Source organism: Paraburkholderia sp. GAS33 (assembly GCF_050436645.1).
Classification (GTDB): domain Bacteria; phylum Pseudomonadota; class Gammaproteobacteria; order Burkholderiales; family Burkholderiaceae; genus Paraburkholderia; species Paraburkholderia phenazinium_B.
Map to the genome: position 1 here is coordinate 824,837 of NZ_JBNDMP010000002.1, position 15,048 is coordinate 839,884.

Sequence of the window (15,048 nt, forward strand, 5' to 3'; positions counted from 1 at the left end):
CTCGCTCCGATGTGCTCTCACGCCATCTGCTGAACCCATTGGCTGCGCCAGTCCGGCGCGTCAAACGGATCCGAAAAATACTGGGTCTCGTGGACGACCTTGCCGTCGCGGAACTCCATGATGCTGACTGTGTAGGCCGCTCGCCCTTCATACATGATGGTGTATTCCGTGACCCAGAGATTGCCTTCTCCCTGAATACGCCTGACGTTAAAACCTGCTGGCTTTCCCGGATGATGACCCCGCAGTGCTTGCAGATTTTTCCGGCCGACAATTCGTTCGCCGGATTGAGGATAGTCACAGATGGCGTCGTCATCGTAAATATCGTGCTCTGCGTCGAGATTGCCGCTCGCCGACGCCTGCCAGTGGGCAGTCAGGGCTTCACGTATTTTCTCTTCATGCATGGAGTGCCTCCGGATGCTGTTCACATCAATCTGGTGCGGACGCGGCGGAATGAAAATAGCCCGTGCGTGGCACGGCTTAGCGACTTAAGACTAGTCCAAAAAAACTTGTAGTCGAGTCGCTTCGCGCCTTTTTTGGTTATTGACCACGCTGACGGTAAGCGGATAGTAAAGTCGATTTCCCGGAAAGACGGTGACGTGAGGAACTGAAGAAACTGCAGACCAATGTGCGCTTCGGTTATATAACTTGCTACGGGGATTAGGCTGGTGGACCCGTGGCATCGTGCAAACGATGCATGCGCGATTCTCTTGTTCTGGATCTGTTTCGAGGCTCTGGGGATCGAATGTCAGATGCTTAGTATAGCCAAGTATTTTTTTGAACATTGACTACGTTGCGATTGGGACACGAATCGACATCTGATATCCGGCCAACGGCGCGTAAAACGTCGGCGCCAAAGAAAAACCCGCACAGCCTTGCGACTGTGCGGGTTTTGATCTTTGGTCGGGGCGAGAGGATTTGAACCTCCGACCACCTGCACCCCATGCAGGTACGCTACCAGGCTGCGCTACGCCCCGAACAGCTAAAAATTATAACAGACACTTCAATCGATTAGAACCTGCAGCCACCAACAAAACTGCGAAGCGCGGTCGCTATTCGTACTTCAAAAGATTACCGGCCCAGCAGATCGATCACATGCAGCAATTCCTTGCGCAACTGATCGACATCCACCGTGGCTGTTTTCGCGGGCGGCGCCTCGACCACCTCGCCCTCTTCCACCACATCATCCGCCGGCCCACCATGCACTGCACCATGCGAATCGAGCCGGTTTCGCGCACCGTTGATCGTGAAGCCCTGCTCGTACAACAGCTCGCGAATCCGCCTGATCAACAGCACCTCATGATGCTGGTAATAACGGCGGTTACCGCGCCGCTTCACCGGCCTCAACTGCGTGAACTCCTGCTCCCAATACCGCAGCACATGCGGCTTTACACCGCACAGCTCGCTCACTTCACCAATGGTGAAGTAGCGCTTCGCCGGAATCGGAGGCAAGACGACTTTTTCGATCGTCGCTGTCATCGTCAGTTAGCCGTCGTGGTGGGTTGCGCAGGAACGCGCCAGTCGATCAGCGCGCGAAGCTCGCCTCGGCGCCGGTCTCGACCAGCGCCTTCAGCTTTTGACTTGCATGGAACGTCACAACGCGGCGAGCAGCAATCGGAATCGCCTCGCCGGTCTTCGGATTGCGGCCAGGACGCTGGGGCTTGTCGCGTAACTGAAAGTTACCGAAGCCCGACAGCTTCACGCTATCTCCGCTCTCCAGCGCATCGCGAATCACCTCGAAGAACGCCTCCACCATGTCCTTCGCTTCCCGCTTGTTGAGTCCGACATTGTCGAACAGCAACTCGGCAAGCTCGGCCTTGGTGAGCGTGGGCGTTTCCGCCGAAGTGTTAGCGGGTGATGTCGGAATATCGCGAATCATGGCGCTACGCTGCGCCGTAAGAAGGGCTTCGAAATCACTCGAGTTCATTTCATTCATATCTATCAAATGGCGCGCCAACCAGAAACGAAGAATTGCGGAAATCGCCGCTTTAAGAGTCTCCGCGGGTTATCCGCGCAACCGTGCGCCATATACTCGAGCCAGACGATCCACCAGGGTTTGAATGGCCAGATCGACCGTCTCGTCCTGAAGGGTCCCGCCAGTATCTTGCAAGGTCACACGGAACGCAAGGCTTTTCTCATGGGCTGCTAACCCGCCGGAAGTAGTTGATTTTGGACGGAATTCGTCGAAAAGCGCAACCCTTCTGACAGTCTTGCAGGCGTCTTCCGAAAGCGCCTTTTGCATCTCGTCAAGCAGTGCCTGGACTTCGATTTTTTGATCGACGACCACGGCGATATCGCGACGCACCGGCGGAAACTTCGACACTTCCGACGGTACCGGCAATGCACGCTGAATTAATGCATCTGCTTCGATTTCAAACAGAATCGGCGCATGCGGCAAATCATATTGCTGCATCCAGCGCGGATGCAATTCGCCAATCCAGCCCACTGCGCGGCCATTCAATTCAACGCGCGCGCTGCGTCCCGGATGCAGCGCCGGATGCTCCGCTTTCACAAAGCGTGCCACAGCTGGCGACAGCAAGGCTTCCAGATCGCCCTTGACGTCGAAGTAGTCGACGGTGCGCGTCGCCGCGCCCCATTGTTCGTCCTGCGCCGGACCATAGGCGAGCGCGCCGAACATCTTCGGCTGCGAGAAGCCTTCGACCTGCAACTCGCCGGCCTTGATGGCGGGATCGTGCAAGAACACGCGGCCCACCTCGAACACGCGCACGCGGTCCGCGGCACGGCGGCTCAGATTCGTACGCAGCACTTCGATCAGGCTGCCGATCAGCGTCGTGCGCATCACCGAAAGCTGGCTCGCGATCGGATTCAGCAGGCGCACGGGCTTGTCGTTGCCGGCGAAATCCAGCTCCCATTGCGCGTCGACGAAGCTGAAGTTCACTGTCTCAGCGTAGTCGCGGGCGGCGAGCGCGTGCCGGATATCGTGGAGCGAGCGCTGCGTTTCGTTGGTCGCGCGCATCTCGCTGGTGGCCACAGGCGGACGCGCCGGAATTTTTTCGAAGCCGTAGATACGTGCGACTTCTTCGATCAGGTCTTCTTCGATCTCGATGTCGAAGCGGTACGACGGCGGCGTCACGGAGAACACGTCGCCTTCGCGCTCGAACGTGAGGCCAAGACGCGTGAAGATCTGCGCGATCTCATCTGCACTGATCGCAACGCCGATGATGCGGTTCGCACGCGTGACGCGCATCTTCACCGGCGCGCGCAGCGGCACGTTGACGATCTGATCGTCGACGGGACCGGCCTCGCCGCCGCAGATATCGAGGATCAGTTGCGTGATGCGCTCGATATGCTCGACGGTTGTCGCGTAGTCGACGCCACGCTCGAAGCGATGGCCCGCGTCAGTCGAGAAGTTGTACTTGCGCGAGCGGCCGCGAATGCTATCGGGCCACCAGAACGCGGCTTCGAGATAGATGTTGGTGGTGTCGAGCGTCACGGCCGTGCTGTCGCCACCCATGATGCCCGCGAGACTTTCGATGTGCTGATCGTCTGCAATCACGCCGACCGTCTCATCGAGCTCGACGGTGTTGCCGTTCAACAGCTTGAGCGTCTCGCCCTTTCGGCCCCAGCGTACATCCATGCTGCCGTGGATCTTGTCCAGATCGAACACGTGCGACGGACGGCCCAGCTCGAGCATCACGTAGTTCGAGATGTCGACCAGCGCAGAAATACTGCGCTGGCCCGAGCGCTCCAGACGCTCGACCATCCACTGCGGCGACTTCGCGCGCGCATTCACGCCACGAATCACACGGCCCGAAAAACGGCCGCACAGGTCCGGCGCCGAAATCTTCACCGGCAATGTTTCGTTCAACTTGACGATGGCCGGCTTGATGTCGAGCGCATGCAGTGGCGCGCCGGTGATGGCCGACGTTTCACGCGCCACGCCGAACACCGACAGGCAGTCTGCCTTGTTCGGCGTCAGCTTGATCTCGAAGATCGTATCGTCGAGGTTCAGCGTCTCGCGGATGTCCTGGCCAATCGGCGTATCTTCCGGCAGGATCAATAGGCCGCTATGATCTTCCGAAAGCTTCAGTTCGCGTGCCGAGCACAGCATGCCCTGGCTTTCCACGCCACGCAGCTTCGAGAGCTTGATCGCAAATGGCGCGCCGCCCTCTTCGGCCGGCGGCAGCTCTGCGCCCACCAGCGCAACCGGCACCTTGATGCCCGGCTTCACATTCGGTGCGCCGCAGACGATGTTCAGCGTCGCGCCCGTGCCGGCGTCGACCTGACACACGTTGAGCTTGTCCGCGTCCGGGTGCTTGACCACCTCGAGAACCCGGCCGACCACGATCTTCTTGGTCGCCGGCGCAGCGGGCGACAGGCCTTCGACTTCGAGGCCGGCCATCGTCAGGGCGTGCGACAGCTCGTCCGTCGTCATCTGCGGGTCGACAAAGCTTCTTAACCAGGATTCCGGGAATTGCATGGTTCTGTGTACGTTCTGATCAGGTTAGTCCACATCCGGCTGGGGCCTTCGTTGGTTGCCGTGTTCCGGTAACCAGGCGCCCTTGCCGATGGCACTGCTCGCGGCGCGCACTTGCCTTCGTCTATGCATCTGGCGACGTGCGCGGCTCGAAGCGTTAAGCGAATTGCCGCAGGAAACGCAGGTCGTTCTCGAAGAACAGGCGCAAGTCCTGCACGCCGTAGCGCAACATCGTCAGCCGTTCGAGGCCGCTGCCAAAGGCAAAGCCGATGTAACGCTCCGGATCGAGGCCCATGTTGCGGATCACCGTGGGGTGAACCTGGCCGGAACCCGAGATCTCGAGCCACTTGCCGGCGTTCTTGCCCGTTTCGAACAACATGTCGATCTCAGCCGACGGTTCGGTAAACGGAAAGTACGACGGACGGAAGCGTACGAGGATGTCGTCACGCTCAAAGAATTTCTTGAGGAAGTCGGTGTAGACGCCCTTCAGGTCGGCGAAGCTGATGTTCTCGTCGATCCACAGGCCTTCGACCTGATTGAACATCGGCGAGTGCGTCGCGTCGCTGTCCACACGGTACGTGCGGCCAGGCACGATCACCTTGATCGGCGGCGTGTTGGTGCGCGCGTAGCGCACCTGCATCGGGCTCGTGTGCGTGCGCAACAGCAACTGGCGGCCGTCGGCATCCTTGCCGTCTACGTAGAAGGTGTCTTGCATCGAACGCGCCGGATGGTTTTCCGGGCTGTTCAAGGCGGTGAAGTTGTACCAGTCGGTTTCGATTTCGGGGCCGTCGGCCACATCGAATCCGATGGAACGGAAAATCTGTTCGACGCGTTCCCAAGTGCGCATGACCGGATGCAGACTGCCTGCTCCAAGGCCGCGGCCGGGCAACGTGACGTCAATGGCTTCAGCGGCGAGGCGCTGGTTCAAGAGCGCGTCGGCAAGCGCCTGACGGCGGCCCGTCAGCGCGGCTTCCACCTGCTGCTTGACGACGTTGATCCGCGCGCCTTCGGTCTTGCGCGTCTCGGGATCGAGTTTGCCAAGGCCCTTCAACAGTTCGGTCAGCGCACCCGACTTGCCGAGAAAGCGGGCTTTCTCGTTCTCGAGCGTAGTGACGTCGTTGGCTTCCCCGAAGGCTTTTTGCGCGTCAGCGACAATCTGGTCCAGATCCATTGATCCCATCATTTCAACGTCAGTGTTCAATCGATGCAAAACTGGTTCGACCAACAAAAAAGGGGCTCGGTGAGGAGCCCCGTTTTTGTTGCAGCGTCACCGAGACTACCGGATGTTCGCTGCAACGAACCACGCAGTTTAATTGCCCAAAGCGCAATCAGGCTGCAACGGCGGCTTTCACCTGCTGAACGATCGCAGCAAAAGCAGCCTTGTCGAACACAGCCATGTCGGCCAGCACCTTGCGGTCGAGTTCGATCGAAGCCTTCTTCAGGCCGTTGATGAACACGCTGTACGTCATGTCGTGCTGACGCACCGCCGCGTTGATACGCGTGATCCACAATGCACGGAACACACGCTTCTTGTTGCGGCGATCGCGGTAGGCGTATTGGCCTGCGCGCATGACCGCCTGCTTGGCGATGCGATAGACGTTATTGCGACGGCCGCGGTAACCCTTGGCCAGCTTGATGATCTTCTTGTGACGGGCCCGTGCGGTAACCCCACGTTTGACTCTAGGCATAGTTAGCTCCTGTGAGTTTTAGTTAAGGGTTAGGCGAACGGCATCATTGCGCGCACGGAGTTCATATCTGACTCATGAACTGCCGTGGAACCGCGCAGATGGCGTTTGTTCTTGGTGGTCTTCTTGGTAAGAATGTGGCGCTTGAAGGCTTGACCGCGCTTGACGGTACCGCCCGGACGCACCACGAAGCGCTTTGCAGCACTCTTCTTGGTCTTCATCTTCGGCATGACAACTCCATTATTAGATGGATATGGGTGTGCGGTCGGCCTGATGGCCATTACCCGCCCTTCGAAACCCAGTCCACTTGGTATGCAGCCGGCCGATACTGCTGGCCGCTGCTTTTCAGGAACTGCGCCCATTTATCTGGGCGCTGCTCTGAAACCTGCTGGTCTTCGCCACACATGCGGCGAAGTACAACTCAATCTTTTCACAGTAACAGCTGCGCGCCTCACGGCGCACAACCCGGCAACGCACTTGCAACCACGCGCGTTGCTTACTTCTTTTTCTTCGGAGCGAGCACCATGATCATCTGGCGCCCTTCCATTTTCGGCATTTGCTCGACTTGACCGACTTCGTCAAGGTCAGTGCGCAGGCGTTCCAGCATGCGCATACCGATTTCCTGGTGGGCCATTTCGCGGCCGCGGAAACGCAACGTGATTTTCGTCTTGTCACCGTCGTCGAGGAAGCGAATGAGGTTGCGCAGTTTGACGTTGTAATCGCCGTCATCGGTGCCGGGGCGGAATTTGACTTCCTTCACCTGGACAATCTTCTGCTTGAGCTTGGCCTCGTGCTGCTTCTTCGCTTCCGAGTACTTGAACTTGCCGTAGTCCATCAAGCGGCAAACCGGAGGCACCGCCTGAGGGGCGATTTCAACCAGATCTACATCTTGCTGTTCCGACATGCGGAAAGCATCGGCAAGTTTCACGATGCCGAGGGGTTCGTTCTCGACTCCGACCAGACGCACCTCGGGTGCAGTGATTTCACCGTTGATGCGGTGCGCAGACTTATCAGTAGCGATGTTACGTTTCCTCTAAAAATTAAAAAAACGAGCCGGGCTGCCAAGTGGTTTACCTGAACGACTGCACGTCCTGACGCAGACGCTCAATGAAGGCGCTGACGGGCATGACACCCAGATCAACACCGCCACGGGCACGCACGGCTACCGTTTGAGCATCACGCTCTTTGTCGCCGACCACAAGGAGGTACGGCACCTTTTCTAGCGTGTGCTCCCGTATTTTATAGCTAATCTTCTCGTTGCGCAAATCGGCCTGTACTCTAACCCCTTGTTTTTGCAACGATTGAGTCAAAGACTGCGCATATTCGGTCTGACTTTCCGCGATATTCATTACAACCGCCTGCATCGGCGCCAGCCAGGACGGCATTGCACCAGCATGGTGCTCAATCAGAATACCGATGAAGCGCTCCATTGATCCGACGATTGCCCGGTGCAACATGATCGGGCGGCGACGGCTATTGTCCTCGGCGACGTATTCGGCGCCCAGACGCTCCGGCAGCACCATGTCGAGCTGCAGCGTACCGCATTGCCACGAGCGGCCCAGCGCGTCCTTGATGTGGTATTCGACCTTCGGACCGTAGAAAGCGCCCTCGCCCGGCAACTCTTCCCACGTCACGCCGCAGGCCGTCAGCGCGTCGCGCAGACCCTGCTCGGCGCGATCCCACGTTTCGTCAGTGCCGGCACGGGCGTCCGGACGCAAGGACAGTTTGATATCGACGTTGTCGAAGCCAAAATCCTTGTACACGCTCATCGCCAGCGTGTTGAACGCGATCGATTCGCTGATGAACTGGTCTTCGGTACAGAAAATGTGTGCGTCGTCCTGCACGAAGCCTCGCACGCGCATCAGACCGTGCAACGAGCCCGACGATTCATTGCGGTGGCACGAGCCGAACTCCGCATAGCGCAGCGGCAGATCGCGGTACGAGCGCAGACCGTGGTTGAACACCTGCACGTGACCGGGGCAATTCATCGGCTTGATCGCGTAGTCGCGCTTTTCCGATTCGGTCGTGAACATGTTTTCACGATAGTTCTGCCAATGGCCCGACGCTTCCCAGAGCGAACGGTCCATGATCATCGGCGTCTTGATTTCGAGGTAGCCCGCATCGTTTACGCGGCGGCGCATGTATTGCTCGACCTGCTGCCACAACGTCCAGCCACGCGGATGCCAGAACACCATGCCCGGCGACTCGTCCTGCATGTGGAACAGGTCGAGCTGCTTGCCGAGCTTGCGGTGATCGCGCTTCTCCGCCTCTTCGAGCATGTGCAGATACGCTTCCTGGTCTTCCTTCTTCGTCCAGGCCGTGCCGTAGATACGCTGCAGCTGCTCGTTCTTCGAATCGCCGCGCCAATACGCGCCCGCGACCTTCATCAGTTTGAAAACCTTCAGCTTGCCGGTGGACGGCACGTGCGGGCCGCGGCACAGATCCGTGAAGCCGCCGTGCGAGTAAAGCTTGATCTCGTCGGTTGACGGAATCGACTCGATGATCTCGGCCTTGTACTTTTCACCGATGCTCTTGAAGTAGTCCACCGCTTCGTCGCGCGACACCACGCGGCGTGACACCGGTTCGTCTTTCTTCGCGAGATCCTGCATGCGCTTTTCAATCTTCTCGAGATCTTCCGGCGTGAAGGGACGGTTGTACGCGAAATCGTAGTAGAAACCGTTGTCGATCACAGGGCCAATCGTCACCTGCGCTTCCGGGTACAGGTCTTTCACCGCGTACGCGAGCAAGTGCGCCGTGGAGTGGCGAATGATGTCGAGGCCGTCGGCGTCTTTTTCCGTGACGATTGCGAGCGACACATCGTGATCGATCAACGCGGACGTATCGACCAGCTCACCGTCGATCTTGCCGCCGAGCGCGGCTTTCGCGAGGCCAGGGCCGATCGACGCGGCCACTTCCGCGACCGTCACCGGGTGCTCGTATTGACGAACAGAACCGTCAGGCAGACGTATCGAAACCATTGCGTTCTCCGAAATGCCGACCGGCGGCGGCATATACAACCATCAAATACGACAAAAAAAATGCGGCCCCGCTTTCGAGGGGCCGCATTCACATTTCCTGCAAACTACATTGGCGAAAGTGGTCCTCGACTAGCGTCGCTCCGAAGTGGTTTCGGTCAACGTTCGCGGTGTCATAACCGTATTCGCCTTTTGCGCCAAGGCGCTTACTGCAGCTTGCGAAACCCCGGCAAACCGGAATTTCTCTTTCGTTGGTAGGCTCGATTGGACTCGAACCAACGACCCCCACCATGTCAAGGTGGTGCTCTAACCAGCTGAGCTACGAGCCTGAAGAAACGAGATTATATGGAGCGCCACATCGCTTGGCAAGTACTTTTGTACACCGGCACTGAAAAATCCGCGCTGCCGTTTCCGCGCATGTGAATGACGGCACGCGGCCCCGCGTGCATCACACCTTGCGTTAACTTTTACGCCCCGCCCGCAACACGCCCGTGACTTCTCCAAGCAGCGAACAGGCGCGCTGAATCTGCGCCGCGCTCGACACTTCCACCGTGAATTGCATGAAGGCTGCATTACGGCGCGTTTGCGTCTTCACACCGATCACGTTCATCTTCTCGCGCGCAAACACTTCCGAGATATCGCGCAGCAAGCCTTGACGATCCGTTGCATCGATTGTCAGGTCCACTGGGTACACCGACTGCCCGCGACCATTCATCACGTCTGCAGACCATGCGGTTTCCAATACGCGCTCGGACGCACGCTCGGCCATTCGCATGAACGTCGGGCAATCGCTGCGGTGAATCGACATGCCCTTGCCCCGCGTAACGAAACCACTAATACCATCAGGCGGCGCCGGACGGCAGCAACGCGCGAGCTGCGTGAGCAACGCGTCGACACCCACCACCAGCACACCGGTCGATGCGCCATGCGCGACACTCGAGCCGCTGCTGCGCTTTTCGAACTGCTCGGGTACTTCGACCTCCGGTTCGGGTGGCGGCGCATCCTGCAGTGCCTGCTCGACCTGACGCAAGCTGAACTCTTCCTTGCCGACCACCGAGAACAGGTCTTCCGTAGACTTGAAGCCGAGCTTCGTCGCAAGCTGGTCGAGATTGACCGAGGTCTTGCCTTCGCGCTGCAAAGTCTTTTCGACCATCGCCCGGCCCGTCGCGATGGTCTCCTGATACTCGACTGCGTTGAACCACGCGCGCACTTTCTGCCGTGCACGTGGACTATGCAGATAGCCAAGCTGCGGGTTGAGCCAGTCGCGCGACGGACCACCCTCTTTCACCGCGACGACCTCGACCGTCTGACCGTTCTGCAATGGCGTGTTGAGCGGCACCATCGCACCATCGACACGCGCACCGCGGCAACGGTGTCCTAACTCGCTATGCAGGTGATAGGCAAAGTCGAGCGGCGTCGCGCCTTGCGGCAACGGAATCACGCGCGCCTGCGGTGTCAACACATAGATGTGGTCGTCGTCGAACGTAGCCTGACGCAATTGCTCCCACGGCTGCGCCGCGCGCTTTTCGCCATGCTCGCCCTCGGACACTTCGTCCTTCCACGCCAGCAACTGGCGCAGCCACGCAATCTTCTCGTCGTACTTCTCGTTCGCCGTGACCTGGCCGCCGTAGCCGCGCGTGCCGGCCTCCTTGTAGCGCCAGTGCGCCGCTACGCCGTACTCGGCAAACTGATGCATCTCCTGGGTACGGATCTGCACTTCGAACGCGCGCCCGTCATCGCCGATCACCACCGTATGCAGCGACTTGTAGCCGTTCGGCTTCGGCCGCGAAATGTAGTCGTCGAATTCCTTCGGCACCGGTTGCCACAGGTTGTGCACGATACCGAGCACGGTATAGCAGTCCTTGATGTCCGGCACGATCACGCGAAACGCGCGCACGTCGTACAGCTCGGAGAAATCGAGGTCCTTGCCGCGCATCTTGCGCCAGATGCTATAGATGTGCTTTGGCCGCCCGCTCACTTCGGCACGAATATGCGCGGCGGCCAACTCATGCTGCAGACGCGCGATAGCCGCGGCCACATAACTCTCACGCTCCACGCGCTTCTCGTCGAGCAGCTTCGCGATGCGCTTATACGTGGCAGGCTCTTCGAAGCGCAACGCGAGGTCTTCGAGTTCCCACTTCACCTGCCAGATACCGAGACGGTTTGCGAGCGGCGCGTAAATATCGAGCGTCTCGCGCGCCACGTCCGGGGACGGCGTCATCTTGGCCGCCGCGTAGTAACGCATCGATTGCAGCCGCGATGCGAGCCGGATCAGCACAACGCGAATGTCCTGCGCAAAGGCAAGTAGCATCTTGCGCAACGCCTCGACCTGCGCACGCCGCGCCGCCTGGGCGTCGCGTCCCGCTTCGGGAATGGCGTTCTGCGCCGCGCGCAAACTGACGGTACCCAAACGCAGCAACTTGCGCACATCGCCCACGAGTTGCGCGACCTCTTCGCCAAAGTTATCGGCGATCACCCGTTCCGGGTCCTGCAGATGCGGCGTCAGCGCGAACAATGCCGCCGCCAGCACCGCCGGCGGGTCGACATTGAGCGTGCGCATGATCGCCGCAGTGCCCGCCGCATGATCGGCCAACAGTTCGCCCGATGACAGCCGCACCTCACCCGCATGCTCCCGCACGAATGCCATCGCCTCTTCGAAGGAAGGCAGCGGAATCGGGACGGTCGTAACGGTATCGGTATTCATGGTGCGACGGCCCAACGGGCCAGACGGATCAACAGGGATTCAACAACAGTTTCAGATGCGGACCTAGCTGCGCTGTGCGGCCACGACGACCACTTCAACCAGGCACTTCGGGTTCGCAAGCTTCGCTTCGACCGTCGCGCGCGGCGGGGTTTCGCCCTGCGCGACCCACTCATCCCACACAGCGTTCATGCCGGCGAAGTGAACCATGTCGGCGATGTAAATCTGCACCGACAACAGATGCGACTTGTCGCTGTTCACTTCAGCGAGCAGACGGTCGATATGACCAAGCACTTCACGGGTCTGACCGGTGATGTCCTGATCTGCGTCCTCGGCGATCTGGCCGGCGAGGTACACGGTGCCGTTATGCACAGCGATTTCGGAGAGTCGCTTGCCGACGTGATGACGAATGACTGCCATGGCAATTCCTGATGATGGTTAAGATTGAACAATGCGGTTGAACGATCCTGCGCTCCGCGGCGGGTCGCTCGAAAAAGGCGCGCCGCACAACCCCATATTATGACGCGTCAGCGCCAGGTCCGATGAAGAAGCGGCGCGCAATCCCGATCTGCTCGGCGCTGAGAAACGCGGGCGCATGACCCACACCGGGGATTTCCACGCTCGACACCTTGTTGCCCTCGGCAATCATCTTCTCGACCGTTTCACGCGACAGCAGGTCGGACTTTTCTCCGCGCACTACCAGCACCGGTCCCTGAATCGCCTTTAGCGCCCCCCACAATGCAGCCTCTCCAGCCGCCGCCACTTCGTCCGTAATAGCAGCGAACGGTTGGCCGATGCGGGGGTCGTAGCGGAAATACCAGGCACCGTCGCGCTCCTGCAGCAGCGGCGTGTTGATTTCGCGCCATTCTTCCGGGGTCAACGGGCCGAACGATTGCGCCAGCAAGGCGGCGTAATCGATGCCCTGCTGCAGCGTTTCGAACTGCATGGGCTTGCCGAGATAATCGCCGATTCGCTTCACCGCGGCCGGTTCGAGATGTGGACCGACGTCGTTCAGCAGCAGCTTCCCGATCGGAGAGCCCGGCAGGCCCGCGAGACCCAGCCCGATCAGACCGCCCATCGAGGTGCCGAACCAGTCCACCTTTTCCACGTCGAGCCGCGCGATCAGCGTGACCATGTCCGCGACGTAGTGCGGCACAGCGTAGTAGTTGGGGACGTTCAGCCACGATGAAAGACCGCGGCCGACCACATCCGGACAAATCACGCGATATCTGTCCGAAAACGACGCTGCCAACCGGTCGAAGTCACGCCCTGAGCGCGTGAGGCCATGCACGCACACCAGCACACGCGGATTCGCCGGGTCGCCCCATTCCGTGTAGGCAACACGATGCAAGCCACCGGGGCTCGCACACTGCACGAAACGTTGACGGGGCGTGGCCGTGCCGGCGGCAGTATGCAGAGCTGGGGACGTGACGGTCATCAGATTTCCTTGGCGAGCACGAATAGTGAAGACGATTGTAAACCGCTTTGCCGCGTGCCAAGGATCGTCCGGATGACATAGGCAGATGCGCAAAGCCAACGCCCAAAACAAAGCGGGCGAAGACCCAACCCGTCTCGCCCGCTTTACTGCATCCTTCGCAGCATTCTTCACATCGGCCGTGCTTCAGCAGGACTCAACTGCAACCCTGCATCCACTCAACCGTGCCGCACACCCGCCCAATCAGCCCACAGCACTCACATCGAGCGGCGCACCGGTCTTGGCCTTGATCTCATCCACCGTCACGCCCGGCGCCAGCTCCGTCAGCTTCAGACCGTCCGCGGTCACTTCGATCACGCCGAGGTCAGTAATGATCTGATCGACCACGCCCACACCCGTCAGCGGCAGCGTACATTCCTCGAGGATCTTATGCTGGTCGCCCTTCGCGACGTGCTCCATCAGCACGACGACGCGCTTGACGCCCGCCACCAGATCCATCGCACCGCCCATGCCCTTGATCATCTTGCCCGGAATCATCCAGTTCGCCAGATCGCCCTTCTTGCTGATCTGCATGGCGCCCAGAATGGCGAGGTTGATGTGGCCGCCCCGAATCATCGCGAACGAGTCCGCCGACGAGAAGATCGACGAACCCGGCAGCGTCGTCACAGTCTGCTTGCCGGCGTTGATGAGGTCAGCATCCACTTCCTCTTCAGTCGGCGACGGGCCGATGCCAAGCAGGCCGTTTTCCGACTGCAGCCACACTTCGACACCCGCCGGCACGTGGTTCGCCACCAGCGTCGGCAAGCCGATGCCGAGGTTCACGTAGAAGCCGTCCTGCAATTCCTTCGCCGCGCGCGCGGCCATTTCGTCACGAGTCCATGCCATGATTACGCTCCTTTCGCGCGGACGATGCGTTGTTCGATGCGTTTCTCCGGATGCGCATTGAGCACAATGCGCTGCACGAAGATGCCCGGCGTATGGATGGCGTCCGGATCGAGCTCGCCCACTTCCACGATTTCCTCGACTTCCGCCACGGTGATCTTGCCTGCCATCGCGCACATCGGGTTGAAGTTGCGCGCCGTGCGGCGATAGATCAGGTTGCCCGATTTGTCGGCCTTCCACGCCTTGACGAGCGCGACGTCGGCCGTCAGCGAATGCTCCAGCACGTAATGGTTTTCGCCGAACTGGCGGGTTTCCTTGCCCTCGGCAATCAACGTGCCGTAGCCGGTGTTGGTGAAGAACGCTGGAATGCCCGAGCCGCCCGCGCGCAGCTTCTCGGCAAGCGTGCCTTGCGGCGTGAATTCGAGCTCGAGTTCGCCGGCCAGGTATTGGCGCTCGAACTCCTTGTTTTCGCCCACATACGACGAGATCATCTTCTTGACCTGGCGTGTTTCGAGCAGCAGGCCAAGGCCGAAACCGTCCACACCCGCGTTATTGCTGATGCAGGTGATGCCTTTGACGCCCGAATCGCGCAGCGCCGAGATAAGCGCCTCAGGGATGCCGCACAGGCCAAAGCCGCCGACGGCGAATGTCTGGCCGTCCTTGACGATGTCCTTGAGCGCGGTAGCCGCGTCTGGATAGACCTTGTTCATCAGTGTGTCCCTTCCTTTATGGAAACCCGAAAATCCGGTACGCCGGCCGCCGGATCGGTGCGATGCGTGGTGATGCGTGGTGATGCGGGTTGAGCCCAGAACGTCATTCTAGTCATCCGCAGCCAGCCTTGCGTCGACATCGCACAGCCGGCCCGGCAGACCCTTCACCCGCGGCCTCGCTGCAGCCGTATGATTTGCCCGAAAGGGTACGATGCACGGGCCATA

General features: G+C 59.8%; 14 protein-coding genes and 2 tRNA genes. All 16 read right to left on the reverse strand.

Annotation, left to right across the window (positions count from 1 at the left end; translation table 11 throughout):
• Positions 1 to 17 precede the first annotated feature (17 nt).
• Complete coding sequence (locus P3T24_RS09990) at positions 18 to 401, reverse strand: nuclear transport factor 2 family protein (RefSeq protein ID WP_074263973.1); 384 nt, start codon at positions 399 to 401, stop codon at positions 18 to 20.
• A 496-nt stretch (positions 402 to 897) separates the two neighbouring features.
• Positions 898 to 974, reverse strand: a tRNA-Pro gene (locus tag P3T24_RS09995).
• Positions 975 to 1,068: 94 nt separating this feature from the next.
• Positions 1,069 to 1,476: a MerR family transcriptional regulator gene (locus P3T24_RS10000; protein WP_074263972.1), complete on the reverse strand. Its 408-nt coding sequence runs from the start codon at positions 1,474 to 1,476 to the stop codon at positions 1,069 to 1,071.
• A gap of 46 nt (positions 1,477 to 1,522) precedes the next feature.
• Positions 1,523 to 1,933 carry an integration host factor subunit alpha gene (locus P3T24_RS10005; protein ID WP_074263971.1) on the reverse strand — a complete coding sequence of 137 codons (411 nt, stop codon included), beginning with the start codon at positions 1,931 to 1,933 and terminating at the stop codon, positions 1,523 to 1,525.
• 69 nt (positions 1,934 to 2,002) lie between these two features.
• Positions 2,003 to 4,438, reverse strand: coding sequence for a phenylalanine--tRNA ligase subunit beta (pheT, locus tag P3T24_RS10010; RefSeq protein WP_429434204.1), 2,436 nt, complete (start codon positions 4,436 to 4,438; stop codon positions 2,003 to 2,005).
• A gap of 154 nt (positions 4,439 to 4,592) precedes the next feature.
• The gene (gene pheS / locus P3T24_RS10015) at positions 4,593 to 5,606 is read right to left on the reverse strand and encodes a phenylalanine--tRNA ligase subunit alpha (protein WP_429404191.1); all 1,014 of its coding nucleotides are present in this window, start codon (positions 5,604 to 5,606) and stop codon (positions 4,593 to 4,595) included.
• 157 nt (positions 5,607 to 5,763) lie between these two features.
• Positions 5,764 to 6,123: a 50S ribosomal protein L20 gene (rplT, locus tag P3T24_RS10020; RefSeq protein ID WP_006052502.1), complete on the reverse strand. Its 360-nt coding sequence runs from the start codon at positions 6,121 to 6,123 to the stop codon at positions 5,764 to 5,766.
• Between the two features lie 29 nt (positions 6,124 to 6,152).
• Entirely contained in the window at positions 6,153 to 6,350 is a 198-nt protein-coding gene (gene rpmI, locus P3T24_RS10025) for a 50S ribosomal protein L35 (RefSeq protein ID WP_074263968.1), read from the reverse strand.
• Between the two features lie 266 nt (positions 6,351 to 6,616).
• Entirely contained in the window at positions 6,617 to 7,141 is a 525-nt protein-coding gene (gene infC, locus P3T24_RS10030) for a translation initiation factor IF-3 (RefSeq protein ID WP_074263967.1), read from the reverse strand.
• A 49-nt stretch (positions 7,142 to 7,190) separates the two neighbouring features.
• Entirely contained in the window at positions 7,191 to 9,098 is a 1,908-nt protein-coding gene (gene thrS, locus P3T24_RS10035) for a threonine--tRNA ligase (protein WP_429434207.1), read from the reverse strand.
• Between the two features lie 249 nt (positions 9,099 to 9,347).
• A tRNA-Val gene (locus P3T24_RS10040) sits at positions 9,348 to 9,424 on the reverse strand.
• Between the two features lie 131 nt (positions 9,425 to 9,555).
• Positions 9,556 to 11,799 (reverse strand): RelA/SpoT family protein, encoded by a 2,244-nt coding sequence (locus P3T24_RS10045; RefSeq protein WP_429434209.1) that lies wholly within the window; start codon positions 11,797 to 11,799, stop codon positions 9,556 to 9,558.
• Positions 11,800 to 11,862: 63 nt separating this feature from the next.
• Positions 11,863 to 12,216: a RidA family protein gene (locus P3T24_RS10050; protein WP_074263965.1), complete on the reverse strand. Its 354-nt coding sequence runs from the start codon at positions 12,214 to 12,216 to the stop codon at positions 11,863 to 11,865.
• Positions 12,217 to 12,313: 97 nt separating this feature from the next.
• Entirely contained in the window at positions 12,314 to 13,234 is a 921-nt protein-coding gene (locus P3T24_RS10055) for an alpha/beta fold hydrolase (protein ID WP_429434212.1), read from the reverse strand.
• A 240-nt stretch (positions 13,235 to 13,474) separates the two neighbouring features.
• A complete protein-coding gene (locus P3T24_RS10060) occupies positions 13,475 to 14,116 on the reverse strand; it encodes a CoA transferase subunit B (RefSeq protein ID WP_074263963.1) in 642 nt (213 codons plus the stop codon).
• 2 nt (positions 14,117 to 14,118) lie between these two features.
• A complete protein-coding gene (locus P3T24_RS10065; protein ID WP_074263962.1) occupies positions 14,119 to 14,823 on the reverse strand; it encodes a CoA transferase subunit A in 705 nt (234 codons plus the stop codon).
• Between the last annotated feature and the right edge of the window lie 225 nt (positions 14,824 to 15,048).

Bases quoted from the DNA above. Each gene is read 5' to 3' on its own strand.
- P3T24_RS10050 (WP_074263965.1), bottom strand. From the start codon at position 12,216: ATGGCAGTCATTCGTCATCACGTCGGCAAGCGACTCTCCGAAATCGCT.
- P3T24_RS10060 (WP_074263963.1), bottom strand. From the start codon at position 14,116: ATGGCATGGACTCGTGACGAAATGGCCGCGCGCGCGGCGAAGGAATTG.
- P3T24_RS10005 (WP_074263971.1), bottom strand. From the start codon at position 1,933: ATGAATGAAATGAACTCGAGTGATTTCGAAGCCCTTCTTACGGCGCAG.
- P3T24_RS09990 (WP_074263973.1), bottom strand. From the start codon at position 401: ATGCATGAAGAGAAAATACGTGAAGCCCTGACTGCCCACTGGCAGGCG.
- pheT (WP_429434204.1), bottom strand. From the start codon at position 4,438: ATGCAATTCCCGGAATCCTGGTTAAGAAGCTTTGTCGACCCGCAGATG.
- P3T24_RS10055 (WP_429434212.1), bottom strand. From the start codon at position 13,234: ATGACCGTCACGTCCCCAGCTCTGCATACTGCCGCCGGCACGGCCACG.
- rplT (WP_006052502.1), bottom strand. From the start codon at position 6,123: ATGCCTAGAGTCAAACGTGGGGTTACCGCACGGGCCCGTCACAAGAAG.
- P3T24_RS10000 (WP_074263972.1), bottom strand. From the start codon at position 1,476: ATGACAGCGACGATCGAAAAAGTCGTCTTGCCTCCGATTCCGGCGAAG.
- pheS (WP_429404191.1), bottom strand. From the start codon at position 5,606: ATGGATCTGGACCAGATTGTCGCTGACGCGCAAAAAGCCTTCGGGGAA.
- P3T24_RS10065 (WP_074263962.1), bottom strand. From the start codon at position 14,823: ATGAACAAGGTCTATCCAGACGCGGCTACCGCGCTCAAGGACATCGTC.
- P3T24_RS10045 (WP_429434209.1), bottom strand. From the start codon at position 11,799: ATGAATACCGATACCGTTACGACCGTCCCGATTCCGCTGCCTTCCTTC.
- thrS (WP_429434207.1), bottom strand. From the start codon at position 9,098: ATGGTTTCGATACGTCTGCCTGACGGTTCTGTTCGTCAATACGAGCAC.
- rpmI (WP_074263968.1), bottom strand. From the start codon at position 6,350: ATGCCGAAGATGAAGACCAAGAAGAGTGCTGCAAAGCGCTTCGTGGTG.